Genomic DNA, 16939 nt, shown 5'->3' on the forward strand with positions numbered 1-16939 from the left:
GCTCCGTCCTGCCTAGAATCAGCCATGGACAAGGCAGCGTTCGTGGTTCACACGGCGAGGAGATTTCATGGTCATCGACCCACTGGCCATCCGCGAGGCGGTGCAGGTCGAGCGCAGGATCGACGCGCAGAAGGCGCAGGATGCCCCGCGCGGGGCATCCTGCGTGCAAGTGCTGGAAGGCCCCGCGTCGGTCATCGTCACCGCGCCCCATGCTACCGAAACCTTCCGCGAAGGGCGCTGCCGCATCTCGGACGGGGCCGGTACCGCGGCGCTGGCGCACATGCTCCACAACCTGTGTGGCGTAACGGCGATCTACACCCAGTACCGCAGCCCTTCGGACCCCAACTACTACGACGACAACGATTTCAAGGAGCTGCTCGCCTGGCTCATCGCCCTGCGCCGACCGGCGCTGGTGCTCGACCTGCATGCCAGTCACGACTTTCGGCCCTACGACGTCGACCTGGGCACCCTGCATGACGCTTCGTTGCACGGGCGCAAGATGCTCAAGGAGGCACTGATCGGCGAGCTGCATGAACACGGGATTGCGGTGCTCTCGGACAACCATTTCGCCGCCAGTCGCAACGCCACCATCACCCGCTTCGCCTCAGCCCGCGGAGTGCCCACGATTCAGCTGGAGATCAGCAGCACCTGGCTGCGGCCATCCGAGGATGGGCTCATGGCCCATCGTTTTGCCCAGATGCTGCAGGCCCTGTGCCGCTACGTGCAGCGAGTCGACGAGGGGGCGCAGGCAAGCCGCGAGCTGCAGCGCTAGGCCTGGCCGAACCAGTGCTGCCAGACCAGGCGCACGGTCAGGGCCAACACCACACTGATGAACACCGGGCGGATGAACTTGCTGCCGCCGCTGATCGCGGTGCGCGCGCCAAAGAATGCGCCGACCATCACCGACAAGCCCATGCACAGGCCGACGATGTAGTCCACCTGGCCGGAGGCGATGAACACGGTCAGGGCCGCGATGTTGCTGACGAAGTTCATGCTGCGCGCCACACCGCTGGCACGGACCAGGTCGATGGGGTAGAGCAGCAGCGTGCTGACCGTCCAGAACGCGCCGGTACCGGGGCCGGCCACGCCGTCGTAGAATCCCAGGGTGAAGCCCTGCGGCGCCTGCCATTTCTTCTTGATCGGCGCATCGGCATCCAGCGGCGCCTTGGGCGTGCCACCGAACAGCAGGTAGATGCCGCAGGCGAACACCACCACTGGCAGCATCTTGTTCAGCCATTCGGCCGGCATGTAGTGCGCCACCACGGCGCCGATCAGCGCGCCGACCAAGGTGCCGAACAGCGCCGGGCGCCACTGCGCCGGGTGGAACAGCTTGCGTTTGTAGTAGGTGAAGCCGGCGGTGGCCGAACCGAAGGTCGAGCTGAGCTTGTTGGTGCCCAGTACCAGATGCGGCGGCATGCCGGCGGTGAGCAGGGCAGGCGTGGTCAGCAGGCCACCACCGCCGGCGATGGCGTCGATGAAGCCGGCGACGAAAGCGACCAGGACGAGGATCAGTAAAGTAAGCGGTTCTACGGTGAGTTCGAAAGGCATGGGATTTCAGGCGGGCAGTGGGGCGCGCGGCAAAGGGCCGCGCTTGAAGCGGTACATGTTAATCCTGGGGCGGGAGGGTTGCCAGTGCTGCTAAAGTCCACGCCTCCGGTCTGTGGGAGCGGGCTTGCCCCGCGAACACCGGCGAAGCCGGTGCCAGCTACCGCGGCGCTTGCTTCGCGGGGCAAGCCCGCTCCCACAGACGGGGGGCATCAGCTGCGGATGAACGCCAGCAGGTCGGCGTTGATCACATCGGCATGGGTGGTCGGCATGCCGTGCGGGTAGCCGGCATAGGTTTTCAAGATGCCGTTGGGCAGCAGCTTGGCCGACAGCGGCCCGGCGTTCTCGTAGGGCACGATCTGGTCGGCGTCGCCGTGCATCACCAGCACCGGTTGGCTGATCCCCTTGAGGTCCTCGGTGAAGTCGGTCTGCGAGAAGGCGACGATGCCGTCGTAGTGGGCCTTGGCGCTGCCGATCATGCCCTGGCGCCACCAGTTGCCGATCACCCCTTCCGAAGGCGTGGCCCCCGGCTTGTTGTAGCCATAGAACGGCCCGCTGGGTACATCGCGGTAGAACTGTGCCCGGTTGTTGGCGACCTGGGCCTGGAAGTCGTCGAACACCGACTTCGGCAGCCCGCCCGGGTTGCCTGGCGTCTGCACCATCAGCGGTGGCACCGCAGCGATCAGCACCGCCTTGGCCACTTTGTCGCCGGGATAGCGGGCCATGTAGCGCACCACCTCGCCGCCACCGGTGGAGTGGCCGACGTGCACGGCGCCCTGGATACCCAGGTGTTCGACCACCGCCGCCACATCATCGGCATAGTGGTCCATGTCGTGGCCGTCCCACACCTGGCTCGAACGCCCGTGGCCGCGGCGGTCGTGGGCCACCACGCGAAAGCCCTGGGCGAGGAAGAACAGCATCTGCGCGTCCCAGTCATCGGCGCTCAACGGCCAGCCATGGTGGAAATGGATGACCTGCGCATCACGCGGTCCCCAGTCCTTGTAGAAGATCTGAACGCCATCCTTCGTGGTCACGTAGCTCATGGTCGCGGCTCCTCTGTACAGGGGTGTCATGGAAGAGCTATTGAGAATAGGAGGTATTCGAGAACGCGCCTGCGCGGCAACGCGTTTAAATCGATTCCGTGCGATTATCGCCCGCCTGAGCTATCTAAATTTATCGGTATGGTGATAATCCTGTCATGGATGTGAAAGCAGCAGTGCGCGTATTCGATGTCATCAACCTGTTCGCCGAAGTGCGACAGCCCATGACCTACAGCGAAATCGCCCGTCGAACCGAAATCCCCCAGTCCAGTTGCCATGCGCTGCTGCAGACCATGGTGGCCAAGGGGTTTCTCTACGCCCCAGGGGTCAAGGCAGGCTATTACCCGACCCAGCGCCTGTTGCACGTGGCCCGCGACATCTGCAGCCAGGACCCATTGGCCCTGGTGTTCCAGCCGTTGCTGGCAGGCATGCGCGATGCCACCGGCGAGACTGCCGCGCTGGCGGCCCTGGCGGGGAACCGGGTGGTGTACCTGGACGTGGTCGAGTCGCGCCAGCGGATCCGCTACAGCGACGAGCCGGGCAGCTTCATGTACGTGCACGCCAGTGCGGCGGGCAAGGCGCTGCTGGGGGCGTTGAGCGACAAGGCGCGTCGGCGCCTGCTCGACAGCTGTGAACCACTGCCGTTGTCCACCGATGGCTCGGTGATCGAGCGCGCCGCCCTGGAACAGGAGATCGAGCAGGGCGTGGCTGAAGGCTGGCACCGTTCCACGGGGGAAAACGTCGAGGACGTGGCGGCGCTGGCGCGGGGCTTCCTGATCAACGGCGAACCCTTCGCCCTGGTCATCGCCGGCCCCAAGGCCAGGCTGCTCAAGCATCAGCAGGTCGTCATCGACGCGCTGCTGCAAACCTACACGCAAATCCCGGCGTCGTTGCTCGGCTGAGCGTCCCTGGTGGACGTAGGCGGGTGAGGGCCGGGTATCGAGGAGAGTGACAGCAGGCGCCGGTAGCGCCGGCGACAAAGGTTGCGCTCCAGGCATCTCGTTACCAACACCACTACAACAACACCAGAGATCCATCCATGCAAAAGATCACTCACTTCTTTACCGAGCTGATGCGTCGGTACCTGCCCGATCCGTTCGTCTTCGCCATCGGCTTGACGCTGCTGACCATGGTCCTGGCCGTGGTCGTGCAGAACCAGGCCATTACCGCCCTGACCACCAGCTGGGGCTCGGGCTTCTGGGCATTGCTGGCGTTCACCACGCAGATGGCGGTGATCCTCGCCATGGGTTATGTGCTGGCCACCGCTCCGCTGACCGAGCGCCTGCTCGATCGCCTGGTGGTGCGTGTCAGCGACCCGCGCATGGCGGTGATCGTCGCCACCCTGGTCGGTGGCATCGGCAGCTACCTGAACTGGGGCTTCGGCCTGGTGGTTGGCGGCGTCGTCGCGCGCAAGCTGGCGTTGCATGTCAAGGGCGTGCACTACCCGCTGATCATCGCTTCGGCCTACAGCGGCTTCACCCTGTACGGCCTCGGGCTGTCGGCGAGCATTCCAGTGCTGATCTCCACCAAGGGTCACCCGATGCAGGAACAGATGGGTGTGATCCCACTGTCGGAAACCATCTTCTCGCCGGCCATGCTGCTCACCAGCCTGGTGGTCCTGGTGACCCTGCCGTTGCTCAATGCCTGGCTGCATCCCAAGGCTGGCCAGCCGGTCAAGGAACTCGAACGCGGTGAAGCGCAGGCCAGTCAGGCCGAGCCGGCAGTCGACATCGACGACGGCAATACCTTCGCCAACCGCCTGAACAACAGTCGCCTGCTGAGCTACCTGATTGGCCTGATCGGCATGGGCTACGTGGGCCTGCACTTCTACGAAGGCGGCTCGGTCGACCTCAACCTGATCAACTTCTTCATCCTGTTCCTCGGCATCATCCTGCTCGGCACGCCGATCCAGTATGTCGAGAAGCTCAACGAAGGCATCCGCACCATCGGCGGGATCATCCTGCAGTACCCGTTCTATGCCGGGATCATGGCGATCATGGCGGCCTCGGGGCTGGTCAACACCTTCTCGCACGCCTTCACCCAGGTGGCCACTCCCGAGACGCTGCCGTTCTGGGGCCTGCTGAGCTCGTTCGTGATCAACTTCTTCGCGCCCTCCGGCGGCGGCCACTGGATGGTGCAGGGGCCGTTCATGATCGAAGCCGCCAAGACCCTTGGCGCATCCATTAGCCATACCTCGATGGCAGTCATGCTCGGCAATGCCTGGAACGACCTGGTGCAGCCGTTCTGGATCCTGCCGGCCCTGGCGCTTTCCAAGCTCAAGCTCAAGGACATCATGGGCTACACCGTGATCATGATGATCTGGGTCGGTCTGGTGTACGCAGTCGCCATTCTCGCCTGGGCCTGAACCCGGTTTTCAATCAAGGAGAACACCATGCTGTTTCTGGTTCACATGATCGTGCAGATCCCGACCGACGCCGACAAGGCCTTCACCGACGCGCTAAAGGCCGAGGAAAAAGCCTTCTCCCAGCAGTTGCAGCGCGACGGCAAGTGGCGCCACCTGTGGCGCGTGGTCGGCGAATATGCCAACTACAGCGTGTTCGACGTTGGCTCCAACGACGAGCTGCATGAGCTGCTCAGCGCCTTGCCGCTGTTCCCGTACATGCAGATCAGCGTCACGCCGCTGGCGCAGCATCCGTCCGCCATCGCGGCCAACTGAGGGGCGCCGGTCATGCCATACCTGATCGAGACCTTCGACAAGCCCGGCCATGCCCAGGTGCGCGCCCGCGAGCGCGATGTGCACCTGGCGTTCCTCGAGCGCCACAAGTCCTTGCTGCTGGCTTGCGGGGCCAAGCTCAACGATGACGGCGGCGATGCTGGGGGAGGGGTGTACATCGTCGATGTCGACAGCCGCGAGGCTGCCGAGCGGTTCATCTCACTGGACCCGTTCAGCGAGGTCGGGTTGTTCGAGCGAGTGACCATCGTTCGCTGGCGCAAGGCTTATGTGGATGGGCAGTGCCGGTTGGGTGGTTGAGACCTGACGGTCAGTGGCTTCAGCCCATGGGGTCGAGGCCACGCAGGGCGTCGAGGAACACCTTGACGTTCTCGGACGATTTCTTATGCCGTAGAAATGCTGCGAACACATCGTAACGTGCGAACTCCAACCCTGGGAGTGCTTCGACCAGGGTGCCGTGCGCGAGATCATCCTCGACCAGGTACCGCGGCAGCACAGCGAGCCCTGCACCGCCAAGCGCAAGGCTGCGCAGTGACGTCGAGTCACTGACGGTGATACGCGGGTTCACCACCAGCGTGATCTTCTGCCCGCGCCAGTACACCGGAAAACTGATGACCGGCGCATAGACGCGCTGCGCAAGGCACGCATGCCGGTCCAGTTCAGTCAGTTCGCTCAGTTGGCCGTGGCGTTCGAGATAGACCGGCGCGGCGCACAGTGCCAAGCCGAACGACGTCAGTTTCTCGTAGCTCACACCGGATTGCTCAGGCGCTGCGAGCCTAACGGCGACATCGTACTCGCCGTCGAGCAAGTCCACGTAGCGGTCCGAGAGGTCTACCTCGAAACGCAAGCCCGGGAAGCGTGTCGTCAGCTCGGCGATACGTGGCAATACCACGGTCCGGCCAAAGGAGGATGGCAGAGTCACCCTCAATATCCCCTCCACCTTGCGCAACCCGCTTCGCAGCCGGGCGTCGGCCGAGCTGAGCTTGGCCAACACCTCGCGCAGGTCGGTGGCATAGCTCGTTCCGGCGTCCGTCAGCGACACGGTTCGCGTGGTCCTCAGCACCAATTGCTGCCCCAACCTCGCTTCAAGATTGGAAACGCGACGGCTGATCGTTGACTGGGCGACGCCGAGTTCGCGCGCCGCCGAGCCGAAGCTGTTGCAGGCCGCCACAGCCAGGAAGGCCTCAGCATCAGCCAGTGAGGGTTTATTCATCCGATCTATGCATAAGTGAAATCGTGGAATCTATATTCTAATCCGTATTTCGCAACTATACGATGAGACATGGACTAAAAAGGAGCGGCGCCATGTCAGCAGTCATGCATGCGGTAAGGGAACGGCATTCGACCAGGGCATTCCTGGCGCGGCCGGTAGAGGAGGCGTTGTTGCGCCAGATCATCGAGGCGGCGCTGTACTCGCCCTCGAGCGGCAACCTGCAACCGTGGCACCTTCAGGCGCTCAGCGGCGACGCACTCGCCCGGCTCAAACAGGCCGTGGCGCTCACATTGACGGCAAATCCTCGTGGTGAAGGCATGGGCTATCCCATCTATCCCGCAGATCTGGAGCCCCGCTACCAGGCCCGCCGGGCCAAGTGCGCCGAAGACCTGTACGCCACCCTGGGCGTCGAAAGAGATGATCGTGCTGGCCGGGCGGCCCAGTTTGCTCGCAACTTCACGTTCTTCGACGCGCCGGTCGGGATGATCCTCAGCATCGATCGAAGCCTCGGTAGCGCCCAGTGGGCCGACCTGGGCATGTTCCTGCAGACCCTGTTGTTGCTGGCCCACGAGCAAGGGCTGGCGACATGCGCGCAGGCCTGCTGGACGCTGGTGCATCAAACCCTCCAGCGTGAGCTGCAGCTGCCAATGGGAGCGATGGTGTTCTGCGGTGTCGCAGTGGGCTACGCGGACCCGCTGCATCCCATCAACCGCCTGCGAACCGAACGGGTCGCACTGGGCGAAATGGCCGAATTCAGGGGCTTTGCTCAATCAGATCGGCGGCCTGATGCCTCGATCGTGTCATCTGGAGAGTCAAATGAAGCGCGTTGAAACCCACGATCTAGAGTCTACGTCCAACTACCGAATGGTGGATGCTCCGGTGCCTGTACCGGACACGGATGAGGTGTTGATCAGAGTGGCCTGCTGCGGCGTTGGCTACGTCGATGCGCTGGAGTCCCTTGGCCGGTATCAGGTCAAGCCACCCTTGCCGCATGTCCCTGGCCAGGAGATCAGCGGCGAAGTCGTCGCAGTGGGCGAATGCGTCGCTGGCTTTTCCCCAGGAGACCGGGTCATCACGCAGGTCCACGGTGGTTTTGCCGAGCTAGTCGTGGCCCCGAGTACCTCGGTCAGCCAGATACCCGGCAACATGGATTTCGTGCAAGCGGCAGGCTTCAAGATAAACCATGTCACTGCCCTGCATGCCTTGCGTGACCGTGCGAACCTGAAACCCGGTGAGACTCTGCTCGTGATCGGCGCAGCAGGTGGAGTCGGCTGCGCCGCCATACAGGTTGGCAAATGTCTGGGCGCCAGCGTGATAGCTGTTGCTTCGAGCGCTGAAAAGCGCGCGTTCGCGCAGCGGGCAGGTGCCGATCATGTCATCGACTCGACTGCCGGAGATTTCCGCGACCAAGTAAAGGAGTTATGCAACCAGCGTGGGCCCAATGTGGTGTTCGATCCGGTTTGCGGAACGCTCTTCGAGCCAGCGTTCCGTTCGCTGACCTGGGGTGGAAGGCACCTGGTGATTGGTTTTGCCGGCGGACCGATTCCTGCCCTTCGTGCCAACCTGCCGCTGTTGAAAGGGGCCTCGCTGGTGGGGGTCGATGTCCGCCAGTTTGGGCTTTACGAGGTAGAACAAAGCGAAGCGTGCTTGCGCCAACTGCTCGGCTGGGTCGCCGAGGGCAAGCTGTCGCCGCCAATTGGCAAGGTGTTCGAGTTTAACGAGTACGCCGCTGCGCTCGATTACGTGCTGACTGGGAAGGGGGTGGGAAAAACCGTCATCCATGTATCGAGCCGCTAGAGGCAGGGGATGTAGAAGGGGCGCCGGCCAAGGCGCCCTTTTTTTTTGCCGCTTGTCGATGCAAGGTTATCGCCCCGCTCCCCAACGTTGCATGGCCTGTTCCAGAGACATCGCATGAGGCGCCTGCGGAAGGCTCGGCGTGGTACGCGAAAACCTCGGCGCAGGTGCGGGGTGGACGACCTCTTGCACCGTCACGAAGGTTTCCCGGGCTCGATTGTGCGGGTGATGCGGTGCCTGCGCCCAATCGAGGACCGGGGCAAAGCATACGTCCGTCCCCTCGAGTAACGCACACCACTCATCCCGGGTGCGCAGAGCGATGATCCCCGCCAGCGCCTGCTTCTGAGTCGCCCAGCAATCGGTGTTCATCTGGTCATCGAACACGCTGTCTTGCAGCCCACAGCGGTCGCGCAGTTCCTGGTAGAACTTCGGTTCGATCGCGCCTAGCGCGATGAAGCCGCCATCGGCGCAGCGATAGGTGTCGTAGAACGGTGCTGCGCCATCCAGGAGATTGCTCGCCCGCTGGTCTTGCCAATGCCCCTGAGCCCTGAGGCCGTGGATGAACGCTGCCAGCAATGACGTGCCATCGCTCATCGCGGCATCGATAACCTGGCCGACTCCGGACTGCCTGACCTCGTGCAGCGCCGCAAGAAGGCCTACCAGCAGCAACATGCCGCCGCCGCCAAAGTCGCCGACGAAATTGATCGGTGGCGGGGGTGTTTCGTCACGGCGCCCAATGCTGTGCAGGGCTCCGGTGATGGCGATGTAGTTGATGTCGTGACCTGCGGCATGTGCCAGGGGCCCGAACTGCCCCCAGCCGGTCATGCGGCCATAGATCAACCTCGGGTTGCGCGCCTGGCACTCGTGGGGCCCCAAGCCATTTTTCTCCATCACGCCGGGGCGAAAACCCTCGATCAGCATATCGGCCTGCTCGACGAGGGCGAGCACCGCTGCCTGGCCCTGCGCCGTGGTGATGTCCACCTCGACGGTGGGCCGGCTTCGGCTCAGCACATCCCTGGGATCGACCGGCGTGCCAGGCCTCACGATGCGGACGACCTCCGCTCCCAGGTCCGCCAGGACCATCGCACAGAATGGCGCCGGCCCGATGCCCGACATTTCCACAACCCTGATGCCTTGAAGTGGGCCCATGGCTCCTCCGATGATCAAAACGATTAATCCATCACTACCCGGGCAATGATTTCCTTCATGATTTCCGAACTACCGGCGAAGATGCGCGACACCCTGGCGTCGAGGAAGCGCTGGCAGATTTCGTATTCCTGCATGTAGCCGGCGCCACCGTGCAGCTGAACGCCAGCGTCCATGCAGCGGAACTCCAGTTCGCTGGTGACCAGCTTGGCCTTGGCGGCCGACTGGGCAGAGAGCTCGCCAGCGTTGTGCAGTTCGACACAGCGGTCGACGTAGACCTGCGCGACCTCCAGGTCGGCGGCAAGGTCGGCCAGGGTGAACCGGGTGTTCTGAAAGTCCGCGATCCTCCTACCGAAGGCCCGGCGTTGATTGACGTAGTCGCGCGTCAAGTCGAAGCCGCACTGGGCATTGGCCAGCGACCCGACCGCTGAGATCAGGCGCTCTTCGACCAGCGATGTCTTCAGGTACTTCAAGCCCAGGGCGCTATCGCCCAGGGCGTTCGCCTTGGGTATCCGCACGTCATGGAAAAACAGCTCGGCGGTGTCTTGGGCATGCAGGCCCATCTTTTCCAACTGACGACCACGTTCGAACCCAGGCATGCCGCGTTCGAGCAGGAACAGCCCGATCTGGCGAGGGTCGTTGCCGCTGGTTTTGGCGGCGACCAGCACTACGTCGGCATTGATGCCGTTGGAGATATAGGTCTTGGCGCCGTTGAGTAGCCAGTGGTCATCCTGTTCCTGGGCACGGGTTTTCATGCCGGCCAGATCGCTGCCAGCATCCGGCTCGGTCATGGCGATCGCCAGGATGGTTTCACCCGTTGCGCACCCAGGTAGAAAACGCGCTTGTTGCTCGGTGTTGCCGAAATGTTGGAGGTAGGGCGCTACCAGGCGGCTGTGCAGCGTATGGTAGAAGCCGACCTCGCCGAACCGGTTGTCTTCCTCGATCATGATCTGCTGGTAGCGGAAGTCCCACAGGCCCAGCCCGCCGTGGGCTTCGTCGGCCCACACCAGCAGGTAGCCCAACTCGCCCATCTTGCGGAACATTTCCCGCGGGACGATGCCGCTGGCGCGCCAGGCGGTTTTGTTCGGCTGGACTTCCTTGCGCAAGAAAGCCCGATAGCTTTCGCGGAAGATGTCATGTTCGATGTTGAATCCTGAACGTTGCATAGCCTCTCCCTAACATATTGCGGGGCGCGAAGCGGCGCCCCGATCAGATTCACCAGAGTTTCCATGTGTAGAGGATGTTCACCCGCAGGTCGTTGTTGTCGCGGAACGTGGCTGCCTGTGTGAAGTCGTTGCGGTACCAGGCATGACGGACCTTGAAACCCAAGCCCTGCAATGGACCTGACTGGATCACGTAGGCTACCTGCGCCTGGCTCTCTCGCTCGTACAGGCCTCGTCCGCCCATTCGTTCAGGAAGCTCGATGTTGTCGCCGCGCATGTGCCAGAGCATGGCGGTCAGCCCAGGAATGCCGACTGCCGCGAAGTTGTAGTCGTAGCGGATTTGCCAAGTGCGTTCCTTGGCGTTGAGGAAGTCGGTGGCGATGGCACCCTCCACGGTGGGGGAGGGTTCGCTGCGCCCCATATAGGGCTGCGCCGTATCGCCGAACAAGGCCATGTAGCCGGTACTGAAGGTGTGGCCTCCCAGCGAGTAGCGAAACACCACGCCGTAATTGTCGTTGTCGACCTTGCCGGCGTTGGCCGCACCGTCTTCCCGTGAGCCGACCCAACGAAAATCTGTTTTCAGGCTGCCGGGGCCGAGTGGGGTGTCGTGCACCAGCCAGATGTAATCCTGGCGGTAGATGTCATTGAGGGTGGCATGGTAGTAGCTGGCCGTGAGGTTTGGCGCGACGTTGTACTTGGCGCCGACATAGCTGAAGCCGCTGGAGTCGACATCCCGGAAGCGGCCGTTCTGGGCGGTCACCCGGATGTGCTCATAGTTGCTGGAGTCGCGGAACTTGATGCGATCCAGGTAACCGCCCAGCAGCGTCAGGTTGTCGATGTCCTCCGATTGAAAGGTGGTGCCCTGGAACATCTGTGGCAGCAGCCGGCCTGGGCTCGAGTAAGCGACGGGCAAGGTGAGGACCATGCGACCATGATTGAGCTTCGATTTCGCGTAGCGCGCCTTGGCCACGCCGCCGAAGTTGCTGTAGTCGTCTTCGGCCCGCCCTTTGGAGTCGAGAGGCAGCAACTGGGTGCCGGCACGATCGGGGGAAGAGTCCAGCTTGATGCCGGTCATGCTGTGCAGATCCAGTCCGAACCCGATCGGGCCCTCGGTGTAACCTGATTTGAAGTCCAGCGTCACGCCCTGGGCCCATTCGCGTAGCTCACGCTTGAGTGCGGGATTGGCCGGATCCTTGTAATCCCGGTCCATGTAATAGTTATGCAGCAACACTGAAGCGGAGCTTTCGGTGAAAAAGGCGCTTTGCGCCTGGGCGACGAGTGAGAACGGTAGCGAAGACAGCAACAACCCGGTGGTGCGCAAACGCATGGGAACACTCCAGTATTTATTTTTGTGTGGAGGTCATGGCCCGCGAAGGGGCCATCAGACAAGGTGACGTCAGTCGTTTTGTGCGTGCATCATCTGCCCGAAATCTCGCCGTGCGAGGAGCAGCCCGACGATGGCCACAGGCCCGATCACCGCAGCCATGGTCGCCAGCGCCGAAGCTATGGCGGTTGGCCCGCTGAATACACGATCGGCCAGCAGGCCGCTGAGGAAGGGGCCTACGGTGTAGCCGAACAGGTTGATCACCAATAGCGTCACCGCCACGGTCCGGGCCCTGAGGCGCGACGGGCTGATCATTTGCATACCCAGGCAGGCCATCACCGAAATGCTCGGCAGAAACATCATGCACAAGCCGAAAGCCGCAACCAGCAACCAGTACTGTCCGAGCAGCAGGCCGGCGATGATGGCCGGTGCCGGCACGCTGACGCACAGCACCAGCACCCATACGATGCCATCCGGTTTACCCGCTTTTTGCAGCCTGTTCGCCAGCCAGGGCAGGCATAGCGTGCCCAGGACCGAGGTCGGCAGACCCACCGAGCCGAACAGGAAGCTGGCCTGGGATGCCGTCAGATCGTGCAGGCGAACCAGCAGGGTAGGGGCCCAGGAAATCACCCCCAAGGTCAGTGAAGAAATCATGCCGATCGCGATGAAAAAAGGGATGAACATGGCCTTGTGCTGGATCAGGAACGGCAGCAGTGCCTCATGTCCGGTCGTGGTCACGGAGCCTGCGCGCTCAGGCTCACGTGCGGTAAGCGCAAACAGCAGCGCCACCAGCAGGCCCGGCACGCTAACCACCAGCAGGGTGAAGCGCCAGGCTTCCATACCTGGGAACAGTTGCTGGGTGCCTGCATATTGATAGACGGCGCCACCGATCAGAAACGCCCCGGTCGCCATCACGTTACCGGTTGCCATGTACAGGCTGGTCGGTAGTGCCCGTTGCTTGCGAACGAACATGTCCCCGATCAGGGACATGGCGGCAGGTGTGAGAACGGCCTCGCCGATAGCGACACCGGCGCGGCAGACGATCAGCGTGGTGAAGTCGAGCGTGAATGCCGAAGCTGCAGTCATGGCCGACCACAGCAGCACGCCACCCACTACTATGCGGGTGCGGTTGCCTTGGTCGATGAGGTAGGCGACCGGAATGCCTGCAATGGCATACAGCACGGCGAAGCCCGCTCCTAGCAACAGGCCCATCTGCGTATTGGACAGCCCCAGGCTTTGGGTAACGGGCTGGGCTACGGCGGAAAGGATGAAGCGGTCGACCATCGAGATGGCATAGAAGGCCATCAGGCATGCGACGGCGTACCAGCGCCCGTGGTAGATCTTGTTTTCGACATACGGAAAAGACGTGGCCTGATCGTTCATTGCACCAACCCTGTAATTATTGTTGTTGGATCTGCCGCGGGGCCGGGTTTGCATTAACTCGACCGGCGCCGGAGCAGCGATTGCCGAATATCGGCGCACACGCTTCGGTGTCGCCATGGCCGCCCTGTAGCCGGGGCTTGCAGGACCACTCTATGGAGAAGTGGGAGGAGAAAAATCGGCACAAAGGACGATTTTTCTCCTCGTTTCAGCAGACCAGCCCGAGCTTGCGTGCCACTGCCAGCGCCTGGTTGCGGCTGGTGGTCTCGAGCTTGGCGTTGATGTTGCGCAGGTGGGTACGCACGGTACTGGTCGAGACGTGCAGGCGGTCGGCCAGGTCCAGATTGGAGCAGCCTTCGGTGAGCAAGGTGAGTACCGCGATCTCCTTGCGCGTAAGCGGGTCCGCCAGCGGTGTGGGCAGTGGTTCCTTGCTCGGGCTGCACGGGATGGGGCCAAAGCCGACCAGCAACTCGCGCAGGTAATCAGAAAGCAGAGGGTTGCGTGAGCTACGGGCCTCGTAGGCCTGTTTGAATGCATGCACCACCTGGCCCAGCAGGGGGCCTTCATCCAGGAGTGTGCGTACGTAACGTTCGCTGGCGGCGAACGTCAAAGCGTCCTCGAGCTCGCTGTGCGCGGCGATCACCTGATCACAACGGTGCAAGGCCAGGGCTTTGAGCAACTGCAACACCAAGGCTCGATGGCGTCGACCTGACGCTTGAGCCGCGCCAAGATCGATTTCGAGCTGTTTGAGCGCCAGCGCTGGGCTACCAAAATGAATTTCCCACCTGAGCCGTGCCAGGCGCAGGTAATGACTATCGTGGGCGAGCAGTCGCAGGCGGCACTCCCTTGCCCAGATGGCCGGATCATCCGCCCTGGCCAGCTCATTCCGAGAAGCATCGCCTCTGCCCTGGATCAGCAGGATCTTGGCCCGCTCCAGTTGCGCTGCCGCCACGGCTCGGGGGAGCCTGCGGCGGTGGCCCAGGTACTCGAGCTCGGTGAGCGCCTGCAGCGCGGTGTCGAGGTCGTGCTCGATGATAGCCGAGCGTGCCTTGAGCAAGTAGATGAGAATCAGGTGATCGGGAATGCCCACCTCTCGGGTCAGCGGCAGGTAGACGTTGATCAGGTGGCGGGTACCGAGTAGGTCGTTGGCCTCGTACACCGTAGCGGTGTACAGCACGCCGGCCCAGGCATTGCCGTGGGCGTGGCGGGTGCAGGTGGTGTGGGTCGCATCTACTGCCAGGCGAAAACGTGCCGAGGCATGTCGCAGGCGACCATGCAGCAGGTCGATCAAGCCTTCGGTGGTTTCTGAGTACATCCGATTGAAGTGACTCTCGCCCCCGTGCAACCGCCGTGCTGCATCCAGTATGCGTTGCGCATCACAGGCGTCGCCGATGATCAATGTCTGGTGGGCGATGGCGTTCAGCAGCGTGGCGCTGGCGAAGTTGTAACCAGGATCCATGGTGTCCAGCGCGAGTCGTCCGGCAGCTATCGCTTCCTCGCAGTGATCCTGCATGCCCAGCAAGGTCGGGTAGAGCGCTGCGCCATGGTTGCGTACGCCGGGCTCGGGGCTGTTGCGCCAGTCGAGGAGTTGCAAGCGCCGAAGGGCAGCATGGGCGCCTTCGGTGAGCGCCGTGGCCCAGATCGAGAGCATGTACAGCAGCGGATGGGCGAGCAGTAGCGCTTCGGGAAACGTCGTGAACCAGCGCCTGAGCAGACGCATCCGGCCTTGCTCAAGCAGCGCCTCGCTGTGCCGTTCAAGCAACTGGATCGCCTGGTGGTGGTGGCGCCCGAGCACGGCATGGTCGATGGCCAGTACTGGTTGGGCGTGAGCTGCGAACCATCGTGACGCTGCCAGGTGCAGGCTCGCGCACTGCTCGGGCTGTTCGCGGAGCAGTCGATCACGCAGGAACTCGGCGAAAAGACCATGGAAGCGCCAGTGCCCTGGCCTGGACTCGAGGGGCATGACCAACCCTTGCGTGTGAAGTTCTTCGATCATCGCCTGGGTATCGACGTCGTCATCCAATACTCTGCACAGGGAGGCGTCGAACGACTTGACCACCGAGACGCGCAACAGGAAGCGGCGGGCCTGTTCGGGCTGCTCGGCCAGCAGCACCTCGCTGAGGTACTGGGCGATCGTACCGGTAGAACCGGAAAACCGGGCGATGAAATCGACACCGGAAGCGGTTCTTTTCAGGGCAATGGAGGCCAGCCACAGCACCGCCGCCCAGCCTTCGGTCTTGTGATGCAGAGATTCGAGCGCTGGCAGTGGCAGGGTCCCTGTCGAAAGCTGGGCATCGAACAGCGCCTTGCTCTCTTCGAAGCCGAACCTGAGCTCATCGGTGCCGATTTCGGTCAATCGTCCGCTGACCCGCAGGCGGGATAGACCGATATTGGGATTCAACCGTGTTGCCGCTATGAGGTAGGCCTGACGGGGCAAGCGCTGGGCGATCTCGTGGAGCAGCTCGAGAACCGCGGCTTCATGGATGTGTTCCAGATTATCGACGAACAGTGCGAAACGGCCATTGCATTTGGCCATGCTGGCTACCGCATCGCTGCCGGGTTGCGCGATACCCAGATGCCTGACGAGTCTCTCCAGCCGGGTCAGGAAGTTTGGCAAGTCGTTGTCCGTGGGCCTTGCGCTCAACCAGGCAGTGGCGATGCCGGTACTCGAAAAATGCTCGAAGGCTTGTGCCATGGCCGTGGATTTGCCAAAGCCTGCTGGAGCGCTGAGCAGCGTCAAGGTGCCGCTCGACTGGGCAATGAGCGATACCAAATGGCTGCGGTGCACCAGTACCGGGGAGAGGGCCGGCCCGGCAAAGCTCGATTGCGGATCTGCGAATACGTCCGGCATGGTGCACAGCCTCCTGCGTTCGTCGGCAACCCGGATCGGGCGTTTCAGCGTGGGGCGAAGCCTTGGGTCAGTAGATCGACCATTTGTCCTGCGACTTCTTCCCGCGATTGCTTGCCTTCTGGCGAGAACCATCGCGCTGGCCAGTTGAGCGCACCGGCCAGGGTGAATGCCAGGAGCTTGGGGTCACAGGGGGCGATCGATTCGTCCTCTATCGCTTCTTCGATCAACCGGCGCATGGCCTGGTCGATCTGGCCCTTCAAAGCCCTGAACTTCGTTCGGCCTTCTTCCGAGAGTGCCTCGTCACCTGTGCGAATCACGCAACGCCCGAAATCGTCCATGTTGATTTCTGCGTATCGCCGCAGGTAGCTGCGCAGGCGATCGATGCCGCGGCCAGGCTCCTGCCGCGCGGACTCCGCAGCGTCGATCAGCTGTTCCAGACCGTGCACGACACAGTGCAGCAAGACCTGCTCCTTGTTGCCCAGGTAGTGGTAGATGGTCGGCTTGGAGATGCCCAGGCTCGTTGCCACGTCCTCCAGCAGCGTCGCGTGGAAGCCGCGTTCGTTGAAGATGCGTACGGCTGCGCGCAGCACGGCCTGGCGCTTGGCCTCGCGGTCGTTGTGCTTCTGCTGCGCCGTTTGGAAAGGGGAGTTGTCGGTCACGTTGATCGTTCCAGTCGGTATTCGGGGGCTGAAAAGGGACTCGACCCGCCAGCGGGATGTGGCACCGCCCACGCAGAACATGAGGGTTCATTCCACTGCTGTTTTCGTCAGGCAGCACCTTGACAGCGACAC

At 62.7% G+C, this 16939-nt stretch carries 16 protein-coding genes; 7 read left to right on the plus strand and 9 right to left on the minus strand.

What is annotated here, in order from left to right; genetic code table 11:
- Positions 1–67: 67 nt before the first annotated feature.
- Complete coding sequence (locus IAE37_RS09835; protein WP_201172803.1) at positions 68–772, plus strand: N-formylglutamate amidohydrolase; 705 nt, start codon at positions 68–70, stop codon at positions 770–772.
- Here the strand turns inward: IAE37_RS09835 and IAE37_RS09840 are convergent.
- Entirely contained in the window at positions 769–1548 is a 780-nt protein-coding gene (locus IAE37_RS09840) for a TSUP family transporter (RefSeq protein WP_201172805.1), read from the minus strand. The two genes, IAE37_RS09835 and IAE37_RS09840, sit on opposite strands and share 4 nt — an antisense overlap.
- A 209-nt stretch (positions 1549–1757) precedes the next feature.
- Complete coding sequence (locus tag IAE37_RS09845; RefSeq protein WP_201172807.1) at positions 1758–2588, minus strand: alpha/beta fold hydrolase; 831 nt, start codon at positions 2586–2588, stop codon at positions 1758–1760.
- Between the two features lie 155 nt (positions 2589–2743).
- On the opposite strand from IAE37_RS09845, the gene IAE37_RS09850 reads away from it, so the two are divergent.
- From IAE37_RS09850 to IAE37_RS09865, 4 genes are all read left to right on the plus strand, one after another.
- A complete protein-coding gene (locus tag IAE37_RS09850; protein WP_201172809.1) occupies positions 2744–3487 on the plus strand; it encodes an IclR family transcriptional regulator in 744 nt (247 codons plus the stop codon).
- Between the two features lie 137 nt (positions 3488–3624).
- Positions 3625–4950: a short-chain fatty acid transporter gene (locus IAE37_RS09855; RefSeq protein WP_201172812.1), complete on the plus strand. Its 1326-nt coding sequence runs from the start codon at positions 3625–3627 to the stop codon at positions 4948–4950.
- 27 nt (positions 4951–4977) lie between these two features.
- A complete protein-coding gene (catC, locus tag IAE37_RS09860; protein WP_201172814.1) occupies positions 4978–5262 on the plus strand; it encodes a muconolactone Delta-isomerase in 285 nt (94 codons plus the stop codon).
- Between the two features lie 12 nt (positions 5263–5274).
- On the plus strand, positions 5275–5577 hold the full coding sequence (locus IAE37_RS09865) for a YciI family protein (RefSeq protein ID WP_201172817.1): 303 nt from the start codon (positions 5275–5277) through the stop codon (positions 5575–5577).
- Positions 5578–5596: 19 nt separating this feature from the next.
- On the opposite strand, the gene IAE37_RS09870 is transcribed toward IAE37_RS09865, so the two are convergent.
- Positions 5597–6490 (minus strand): LysR family transcriptional regulator, encoded by an 894-nt coding sequence (locus IAE37_RS09870; RefSeq protein ID WP_201172819.1) that lies wholly within the window; start codon positions 6488–6490, stop codon positions 5597–5599.
- A 92-nt stretch (positions 6491–6582) separates the two neighbouring features.
- Here IAE37_RS09870 and IAE37_RS09875 point away from each other — a divergent pair, with 92 nt between their 5' ends.
- A complete protein-coding gene (locus IAE37_RS09875; RefSeq protein ID WP_201172821.1) occupies positions 6583–7320 on the plus strand; it encodes a nitroreductase in 738 nt (245 codons plus the stop codon).
- Entirely contained in the window at positions 7307–8287 is a 981-nt protein-coding gene (locus IAE37_RS09880) for an NADPH:quinone oxidoreductase family protein (protein ID WP_236409885.1), read from the plus strand. The genes IAE37_RS09875 and IAE37_RS09880 overlap by 14 nt, the downstream gene beginning before the upstream one ends.
- Positions 8288–8353: 66 nt before the next feature.
- Here IAE37_RS09880 and IAE37_RS09885 read toward each other — a convergent pair whose 3' ends face one another.
- From IAE37_RS09885 to IAE37_RS09910, 6 genes are all read right to left on the minus strand, one after another.
- The gene (locus IAE37_RS09885; protein WP_201172823.1) at positions 8354–9433 is read right to left on the minus strand and encodes a CaiB/BaiF CoA transferase family protein; all 1080 of its coding nucleotides are present in this window, start codon (positions 9431–9433) and stop codon (positions 8354–8356) included.
- Positions 9434–9456: 23 nt separating this feature from the next.
- Positions 9457–10596, minus strand: coding sequence for an acyl-CoA dehydrogenase family protein (locus IAE37_RS09890; protein WP_201172825.1), 1140 nt, complete (start codon positions 10594–10596; stop codon positions 9457–9459).
- Positions 10597–10645: 49 nt separating this feature from the next.
- Positions 10646–11920: an OprD family porin gene (locus IAE37_RS09895; RefSeq protein WP_201172827.1), complete on the minus strand. Its 1275-nt coding sequence runs from the start codon at positions 11918–11920 to the stop codon at positions 10646–10648.
- A gap of 69 nt (positions 11921–11989) precedes the next feature.
- The gene (locus tag IAE37_RS09900; protein WP_201172830.1) at positions 11990–13300 is read right to left on the minus strand and encodes an MFS transporter; all 1311 of its coding nucleotides are present in this window, start codon (positions 13298–13300) and stop codon (positions 11990–11992) included.
- A gap of 205 nt (positions 13301–13505) precedes the next feature.
- Positions 13506–16148 (minus strand): LuxR C-terminal-related transcriptional regulator, encoded by a 2643-nt coding sequence (locus IAE37_RS09905; protein WP_201172832.1) that lies wholly within the window; start codon positions 16146–16148, stop codon positions 13506–13508.
- A gap of 44 nt (positions 16149–16192) precedes the next feature.
- Positions 16193–16807 carry a TetR/AcrR family transcriptional regulator gene (locus IAE37_RS09910; protein WP_201172834.1) on the minus strand — a complete coding sequence of 205 codons (615 nt, stop codon included), beginning with the start codon at positions 16805–16807 and terminating at the stop codon, positions 16193–16195.
- Positions 16808–16939 lie beyond the last annotated feature (132 nt).

The organism is Pseudomonas sp. S31, from assembly GCF_016648105.1.
In the GTDB taxonomy this organism is placed as follows: domain Bacteria; phylum Pseudomonadota; class Gammaproteobacteria; order Pseudomonadales; family Pseudomonadaceae; genus Aquipseudomonas.

What these genes read in the sequence shown, in the direction of transcription:
- IAE37_RS09835 (WP_201172803.1), top strand. Translation starts at nt 68, where the DNA reads ATGGTCATCGACCCACTGGCCATCCGCGAGGCGGTGCAGGTCGAGCGC.
- IAE37_RS09840 (WP_201172805.1), bottom strand. Translation starts at nt 1,548, where the DNA reads ATGCCTTTCGAACTCACCGTAGAACCGCTTACTTTACTGATCCTCGTC.
- IAE37_RS09845 (WP_201172807.1), bottom strand. Translation starts at nt 2,588, where the DNA reads ATGAGCTACGTGACCACGAAGGATGGCGTTCAGATCTTCTACAAGGAC.
- IAE37_RS09850 (WP_201172809.1), top strand. Translation starts at nt 2,744, where the DNA reads ATGGATGTGAAAGCAGCAGTGCGCGTATTCGATGTCATCAACCTGTTC.
- IAE37_RS09855 (WP_201172812.1), top strand. Translation starts at nt 3,625, where the DNA reads ATGCAAAAGATCACTCACTTCTTTACCGAGCTGATGCGTCGGTACCTG.
- catC (WP_201172814.1), top strand. Translation starts at nt 4,978, where the DNA reads ATGCTGTTTCTGGTTCACATGATCGTGCAGATCCCGACCGACGCCGAC.
- IAE37_RS09865 (WP_201172817.1), top strand. Translation starts at nt 5,275, where the DNA reads ATGCCATACCTGATCGAGACCTTCGACAAGCCCGGCCATGCCCAGGTG.
- IAE37_RS09870 (WP_201172819.1), bottom strand. Translation starts at nt 6,490, where the DNA reads ATGAATAAACCCTCACTGGCTGATGCTGAGGCCTTCCTGGCTGTGGCG.
- IAE37_RS09875 (WP_201172821.1), top strand. Translation starts at nt 6,583, where the DNA reads ATGTCAGCAGTCATGCATGCGGTAAGGGAACGGCATTCGACCAGGGCA.
- IAE37_RS09880 (WP_236409885.1), top strand. Translation starts at nt 7,307, where the DNA reads ATGAAGCGCGTTGAAACCCACGATCTAGAGTCTACGTCCAACTACCGA.
- IAE37_RS09885 (WP_201172823.1), bottom strand. Translation starts at nt 9,433, where the DNA reads ATGGGCCCACTTCAAGGCATCAGGGTTGTGGAAATGTCGGGCATCGGG.
- IAE37_RS09890 (WP_201172825.1), bottom strand. Translation starts at nt 10,596, where the DNA reads ATGCAACGTTCAGGATTCAACATCGAACATGACATCTTCCGCGAAAGC.
- IAE37_RS09895 (WP_201172827.1), bottom strand. Translation starts at nt 11,920, where the DNA reads ATGCGTTTGCGCACCACCGGGTTGTTGCTGTCTTCGCTACCGTTCTCA.
- IAE37_RS09900 (WP_201172830.1), bottom strand. Translation starts at nt 13,300, where the DNA reads ATGAACGATCAGGCCACGTCTTTTCCGTATGTCGAAAACAAGATCTAC.
- IAE37_RS09905 (WP_201172832.1), bottom strand. Translation starts at nt 16,148, where the DNA reads ATGCCGGACGTATTCGCAGATCCGCAATCGAGCTTTGCCGGGCCGGCC.